Here is a 6,500-nt window from a genome sequence, read left to right as displayed (position 1 = left end):
CTGCCGCCGGCGCGCCGCGCGGCCCGCCGCGCCGTCCGGGACGCGGCGGCCGAGTGATCGGCGCGCCCGGGCGGCGGGGCGGGGACCGGCCGTCGCTACAGTGTGTCCATGCAGGTCAACCAGTCGGGGAAGCTCGCCAACGTCTGCTACGACATTCGGGGGCCGGTGCTCAAGCGCGCCAAGGAGCTGGAGGCCCAAGGGCACCGCGTGCTCAAGCTGCACATCGGCAACCCCGCGCCGTTCGGCTTCGAGGCGCCGCCCGAGCTGCTGCAGGACATGATCCGCAACCTGCCCGAGGCGCACGGGTACAGCGACTCCAAGGGCATCCTGTCCGCCCGCCGCGCCATCGTGCAGCGCTACGAGGAGCAGCACGGCATCCAGGGGCTGGACGTCGAGGACGTCTACCTGGGCAACGGCGTGTCCGAGCTGATCGTGATGACCCTGCAGGCGCTGCTGGACAACGGCGACCAGGTGCTCATCCCGTCGCCCGACTACCCGCTGTGGACGGCGGCGGTGTCGCTGTGCGGCGGCACCCCCGTCCACTACGCCTGCGACGAGGCGGCGGGGTGGAACCCCGACCCCGACGACATCGAATCCAAGATCACCGACCGGACCCGGGCCCTGGTGATCATCAATCCGAACAACCCGACCGGCGCCGTCTACTCCCGCGAGGTGCTGGAGCGCCTGGTCGAGATCGCCCGCCGGCACAACCTGATCATCTTCGCGGACGAGATCTACGACCGGATCCTCTACGACGGCGCCCGGCACATCTCGATCGCCTCGCTCGCGCCCGACCTGCTGTGCCTGACGTTCAGCGGCCTGTCCAAGAACTACCGGGTCGCCGGCTTCCGGTCCGGGTGGGTGGTGCTGTCGGGCCCCAAGCGGCACGCCGAGTCCTACATCGAGGGACTGGACATCCTGGCCAACATGCGGCTGTGCCCGAACGTCCCCGCCCAGCACGCCATCCAGGCCGCGCTCGGCGGCTACCAGAGCATCGACGACCTGGTGCTGCCGACCGGGCGGCTGGGCGAGCAGCGCGACCGCGCCTGGAAGCTGCTCAACGACCTGCCCGGGGTGAGCTGCGTCCGGCCGCAGGGCGCGGTGTACGTGTTCCCCCGCCTCGACCCGGACGTCTATCCGATCGAGGACGACGTGCGCTTCGCCCTCGACCTGCTGGAGCAGCAGAAGATCCTCATCGTGCAGGGCACCGGGTTCAACTGGCCCGCCCCCGACCACTTCCGCGTTGTCACGCTCCAGTACGCCGACGACCTGGAGGAGGCGGTGGGTCGCATCGGCGAGTTCCTGGAGACCCGCCGCAAGAGGGGCCCGCGCTGACCCGCGTGCCGCCCCGCGCCCGGATGCGCGGCGCGGCATCGCACGCCGATGGTGAGCGCAGCCGCAGGCTTGGGACGTGCGCGTCGGCGACCATCACGTCGTCGCCTGCCGGACGGACGCGACCTGCTCCGCCACCCGCGTCGCCCGCGCCGCGATCCGGGAGATGTCGTCCGGTGCCGACGGCACCAGGTCGGAGCCGAGCCCGACCGCGGCCGCCCCGGCCCGCAGCCAGTCGCCCGCATCCTCGTGGCCGATGCCGCCGGTCGGGACGAACGCCGTCCCGCGGAACGGGCCGAGCAGCGCCCGCATGTACGGCACGCCCAGCGGCCCGGCCGGGAACAGCTTCACCAGGCGCGCCCCCGCGTCCAGCGCCGTCGCGACCTCGGTCGCCGTCCCGGCGCCGGGCAGCGGCTCCAGGCCCGCGTCCAGCACCGCTCTGATCAGCGCCGGGTCGGTGTGCGGGCTGACGCAGTAGCGGGCCCCGCACTCCGCCGCCCGCTCCACCTGCCGCGGCGTGCGGATCGTCCCGGCGCCCAGCAGCGCGTCGCCGGGCAGCTCGGCCCGCAGGGCGCGCAGCGTGCCCGGGGCGTCGGGATGGTCGAAGGTGACCTCCATGGCGCGCAGGCCCGCCTCGTACAGGGCCGTGCCGACCGCCACGGCGCGCCGGTGGTCGGTCAGACGCAGGATCGCCACCGCTCCGGCGGCGCGGATCGCGTCGATCATCGCAGGATCCTCCGGGCGGGGGCGCCCCGGCGCGTCAGGTCCGCCGGACGGACCAGGCAGACGTCGCCGGGCAGGGTGTGCTGGAACGCGCCCGCCCAGGCGGCCTTGTCGACGGTCGTGGCCAGGTCGTCGCCCGCCAGCCGGGACGCCAGCAGCACCCCGAGGGCGGCGTCGCCCGCGCCGAAGGCGTCCACCACGTCGGCCTCGTAGGCGGGGCCGGCGCACACCTCGTCCGCGGTCACGGCGGTGACGGCGGTGCGGACGCGGCGTCCGGGAAGCTGGGACGTCTCCCGCAGCACCACCATCCGGTGCCCGTAGGTCTCGATCGCGCGGCGCGCCAGCGCCACCTGGTCGGCCTCGGGGTCGGCGTCGGGCAGCAGGCGCAGCAGGTCCTGGCGGCCGGCCAGCAGCAGGTCGACGTGCCCGAGCACTCCGCGCAGCACCGGGACGGCCTCCTCCCACGACCACAGCCGCACCCGGTGGTTGACGTCGAACACCGTTACCGCGCCCGCCTCGCGCGCGGCGCAGAAGAAGGCCGTCACCGCGGCCGCCGGCCCCTCGCCCAGCGCGCACGTGATGCCTGTGCTCAGCGCCGCCCCGGCGTCCGCCACCAGGTCCTTCCAGGCGAAGGCGTCGGGCGTCAGCCGGGTCATCGCCGTGCCGGACCGGTCGTACAGCACCTCGGAGGGGCGCGGCGGCACGCCGTGCTCGACGAAGTACAGCGGGGCGCGGGCGGACGGGTCCCAGTCGACCTCGGCGCGCACCCCGTGCGCGGCGGCGTGCGCGGCGATCCGGCGGCCCAGCGGGTTGTCGGCCAGCCGGGTCGCCCAGACCGCCGGGACGCCGAGCGCCGCGGCGGCGATCAGCGTGTTCAGCTCCGCGCCGCCGACGTGCACGGCCAGGTCGGACGCCTGTTCCAGGCGCTGGTGGCCGGGCGGCGACAGGCGCAGCAGCGACTCGCCGAGCCCGACGACACGCCGGACTCCCTGGTCGGAAGGGGTGGGATGAGGGGAAATGGCGGTCTCCTGTGGGCCTCGGAACGAACTGGGCGGACGCGGCGAGGATCACCACGCCGCGGATCTGATCGGGGGAGGCGGCGGCAGCTGCATCTCACGTACCCCGCTCCGGCTGTTCATCGGCGCGGCCGTTCATCACGTCCCGCTTGTTGCTTCGGGCGCCGCCGCACCAGTGCCGCTCCCGGACGGGGCCTCCTCGTGTGCGTGCCGCGGAGCCCGGTACCCCAACCGGGCCGAGAGGGTTTGCGCGGCGGCCAGCAGCCGCCGCGCCACGTCGGGCGTCTCCTCGCGCGGGAACCGGTAGGCCGGCGCCGACACCGACAGCGCCGCCACGACCTGTCCGCCGTGGTCGCGGACGGGGACGGCCACGCACCGCACCCCGTCCTCGTTCTCGATCTCGTCGGTCGCGTAGCCGCGTTCCCGCACCGCCGCCAGCTCGGCGGCCAGCGCCCGCGGATCGGTGATCGTGTTCGGGGTGCGGCGCTCCAGCGGCCCGGCCAGCAGGTCGCGGACCACGTCCTGCGCGGAGTGCGCGAGCAGAACCTTGCCGATGGCGGTGCAGTGCAGCGGGTTCACGCTGCCCTCCACGGCCGCCGGACGCACCGCCTGCGGGCTGTCGGTCTTGGCGATGTAGAGCACCTGCGAGCCGCGGCGCACGCCCAGGAAGCAGGTCTCCCGGGTCTGCTCGGTCAGCGCGCGCATGAGGTCCTCGGCCTGGGCGCGCACGTCCAGCCGGCCGAGGAAGCCCTGTCCCCACACCGCGAGCTGCGGGCCGAGGTCGTAGCGGCCGGACGCGTCGGTGCGCAGCACCCCGTGCGCCACCAGAACCTCGAGCAGCCGCACCACGGTGCCGCGGGGCACCCCCGTCGCCGCCACCAGGTCGGTCAGCCGCAGCGGACCGTCGGCCGCGATCAGGTCCACCAGGGCCAGTCCTTTGACGAGCGCCTTGGCCGTCCCGGTGGCGTCGCGCGGCGCCCCGGACGCCCCCGCGGGCACGCCCCTCGACGGCAGTTTGGGCGCAACGTCCATTTCAGGTCTGGACACAGCGTCCATTCCTACCAGAGCGCTTCGACCGGTACAACAGGACCAGGCATGCCGCATCCGCGGGGCGTGCCGTCCAGGGAGACGCCCGCGTGCTCACAGGGGACGAAGCGTTCGCTGCCCAGGGCGGTCCAGGACCTGCCATTGCTCCTCGTCCTGCGCCACGGGCCTGGCGGGAACCGGTGCCGGCAGACGACGGCCGCGTACGGGCCGTCGGCCGTCACTGTGCGTCGGCGGACGCGGCCGCGTCCAGACGTCGCAGCGCGTTGCGGACGACGTCCGGGTCGGTCGTGGGCCAGAACGGAGGCAGCGACGCCCTCAGGAAGGACCCGTAACGGGCCGTCGCGAAACGGGGGTCGAGGATCGCCACCACGCCGCGGTCGCTCGCCGAACGCAGCAGGCGCCCCGCGCCCTGAGCGAGCAGCAGCGCCGCATGAGTGGCGGCCACCGCCATGAACCCGTTGCCGCCCCGCGCCGCGACCGCCCGCTGCCGGGCCGAGGCCACCGGATCGTCCGGCCGCGGGAACGGGATCCGATCCATGATCACCAGCTGCAGGGAGGGGCCGGGGACGTCCACGCCCTGCCACAGCGACAGCGTGCCGAACAGGCACGTGCGCTCGTCCTCGGCGAACCGCTTGACCAGCAGGGACGTGGAGTCGTCGCCCTGGCACAGCAGCGGGTGCGACAGGTGGTCCTTCAGCTCGTCGGCGGCCTGCCGCGCCGCCCGCATGGACGAGAACAGCCCGAGCGTCCGCCCGCCCGCCGCCTCGATCAGCTCGGTGATCTCCGTCAGATAGGCGTCGGTGAGCCCGTCGCGCCCCGGCTGGGGCAGGTGGCGCGCCACGTAGAGGATCCCCGCCTTGGCGTGGTCGAACGGCGAACCCGCGTCCAGGGCCGACCAGGAGATCTTGTCGCCGTCCTTCGTCCTCGCGGCGTCGCCGTCCGACGTGTGAGCGGCCGGAGCGGCGGCGTCGTCCGTCTCGGGCCGCGCCGCGTCCTCCGTCGTGTTCCCGCCGAGGGGCGGCAGACCCCACTGCCGGGCCAGCGGATCGAACGACCCGCCCAGCGTGAGCGTCGCCGACGTCAGGATCGCGGTGCGCCGGTCGAACAGCGTGCCGCGCAGCAGGCCGCCCACCCCGATCGGCGCCACGTGCAGGGAGGGCGGACGCCGGGGTCGTCCTTCCTGGACGAACGGTTTGTCCAGCCACACCACGTCCGTCCGCGACGCGATCTCCGGGGTGAACGCGTCCAGCAGTCGCACGGCCGTGTCGTGCACGTCCTCCAGCGATGACCGCGCGGCCTTGCGCGCCGCCATGTCCCCGGCGTCGTTCTCCTTGCGCTCGGGGCCCAGCGCCGTGAGACACGCGTGCGCGGCGTCCCGCACCGCGGCCAGCGCGTTGCCCAGCGCCGGCGACAGCACGTCCATCCGGCCGGGCGGCATCTCGTCCAGCAGGACGCCGAGCCCTTCCCCCGCCTCCTTGAGCCGGTCGGCGATGCCGTCCTCCACCAGCCGCCCGGCCCGCCGCGCGGCCGCCTCGACGGACCCCGCGCTCAGCTCGCCGGTGGCCACGGACGTGACCCGGTCCACCAGCTCGTGCGCCTCATCGACGATCACCACGTCGTGCTCGGGCAGGACCTGGACGTCCTCCAACGCGTCGATCGCCAGCAGCGCGTGGTTGGTCACCACGACGTGCGCCTCGCCCGCCTCGGCCCTGGCCCGCTCGGCGAAGCATTCGGCGCCCTGCGGACAGCGCTGCGCGCCCAGGCATTCGCGCGCGGTCACCGACACCTGCCGCCACGCCTGCTCGCTCACGCCCGGCACCAGCTCGTCGCGGTCACCGGTGGCGGTCTCGTCGGCCCATTCGTGCAGCCGCTTGACCTGGCGGCCCAGCGCGGACAGCCGCCGCGGGTCGAACAGTCCTTCGTCCTCCGGTTCCTCGGGCGCGCCGGTCTGCACCCGGTGCAGGCACAGGTAGTTGCGGCGTCCCTTGAGGATCGCGAACCTGGGCTCCACGCCCAGCAGCGGCGCCAGCGCCTCGGCCAGCCGCGGCAGGTCCCGGTCGACGAGCTGGCGCTGCAACGCGATCGTCGCCGTGGACACCACCACCGTGGTGCCCTTGGCGACCGCGTGCCGGACCGCCGGCACCAGGTAGGCCAGCGACTTCCCGGTGCCCGTGCCCGCCTGCGCCGCCAGGTGCTCGCCGGACGCGATGGCCTTCTCGACCGCCTCGGCCATGCGCACCTGGCCGGGCCGCTCCGTCCCCCCGACGGCCTCCACGGCGGCGGCCAGCAGCGTGGGGACGTCCGGAAGCCGGTCTTGCGTGACGCTCTCGGAGAGGAGATCAGGGGCGGGCACGTCGCCCAACGCTACCCCTCCCGGCGCCG

General features: G+C 74.5%; 5 protein-coding genes. 1 reads left to right on the top strand and 4 read right to left on the bottom strand.

What is annotated here, in order from left to right:
• Positions 1 to 108: 108 nt before the first annotated feature.
• The gene (locus AR3_RS03390) at positions 109 to 1,335 is read left to right on the top strand and encodes a pyridoxal phosphate-dependent aminotransferase (protein WP_067908153.1); all 1,227 of its coding nucleotides are present in this window, start codon (positions 109 to 111) and stop codon (positions 1,333 to 1,335) included.
• A gap of 93 nt (positions 1,336 to 1,428) precedes the next feature.
• Here the strand turns inward: AR3_RS03390 and AR3_RS03385 are convergent, their stop codons facing one another.
• From AR3_RS03385 to AR3_RS03370, 4 genes are all read right to left on the bottom strand, one after another.
• Positions 1,429 to 2,058 (bottom strand): bifunctional 4-hydroxy-2-oxoglutarate aldolase/2-dehydro-3-deoxy-phosphogluconate aldolase, encoded by a 630-nt coding sequence (locus AR3_RS03385; protein ID WP_067908150.1) that lies wholly within the window; start codon positions 2,056 to 2,058, stop codon positions 1,429 to 1,431.
• Complete coding sequence (locus AR3_RS03380) at positions 2,055 to 3,074, bottom strand: sugar kinase (protein WP_083950896.1); 1,020 nt, start codon at positions 3,072 to 3,074, stop codon at positions 2,055 to 2,057. The genes AR3_RS03385 and AR3_RS03380 overlap by 4 nt, the downstream gene beginning before the upstream one ends.
• 135 nt (positions 3,075 to 3,209) lie before the next feature.
• Positions 3,210 to 4,103, bottom strand: coding sequence for an IclR family transcriptional regulator (locus AR3_RS03375; RefSeq protein ID WP_169803778.1), 894 nt, complete (start codon positions 4,101 to 4,103; stop codon positions 3,210 to 3,212).
• A gap of 232 nt (positions 4,104 to 4,335) precedes the next feature.
• A complete protein-coding gene (locus AR3_RS03370; RefSeq protein WP_067908191.1) occupies positions 4,336 to 6,471 on the bottom strand; it encodes an ATP-dependent DNA helicase in 2,136 nt (711 codons plus the stop codon).
• Between the last annotated feature and the right edge of the window lie 29 nt (positions 6,472 to 6,500).

Source organism: Actinomadura rubrobrunea NBRC 15275 (assembly GCF_001552235.1).
Lineage (GTDB): Bacteria > Actinomycetota > Actinomycetes > Streptosporangiales > Streptosporangiaceae > Spirillospora > Spirillospora viridilutea.
Note: the sequence above shows the minus strand (reverse complement) of the source record. Positions and strands in the feature narration are given on the sequence as shown.